The organism is Clostridioides sp. ES-S-0048-02 (assembly GCF_020658495.1).
Lineage (GTDB): Bacteria > Bacillota > Clostridia > Peptostreptococcales > Peptostreptococcaceae > Clostridioides.
The window spans coordinates 1-255 of record NZ_JACVWH010000098.1 but is presented as its reverse complement, the minus strand read 5'-3'; the positions used below and the strand labels follow the sequence as shown (position 1 = coordinate 255).

Genomic DNA, 255 nt, shown 5'->3' with positions numbered 1-255 from the left:
CACAAATGGACGGAGCAATATTAGTTTGTTCAGCAACAGATGGACCAATGCCACAAACAAGAGAGCATATACTATTATCAAGACAAGTTGGAGTACCATATATAGTAGTATTCTTAAACAAATGTGACATGGTAGATGACGAAGAGTTATTAGAACTAGTAGAAATGGAAGTAAGAGATTTATTAACAGAATATGATTTCCCAGGAGATGATACTCCAATAATAAGAGGATCAGCATTAATGGCATTAGAAGATC

General features: G+C 34.5%; 1 protein-coding gene. It reads left to right on the top strand.

The window, feature by feature from the left end; translation table 11 throughout:
* The coding region (locus tag IC173_RS21095) for a GTP-binding protein (RefSeq protein WP_227856219.1) at window positions 1-255 on the top strand (255 nt) is incomplete at both ends.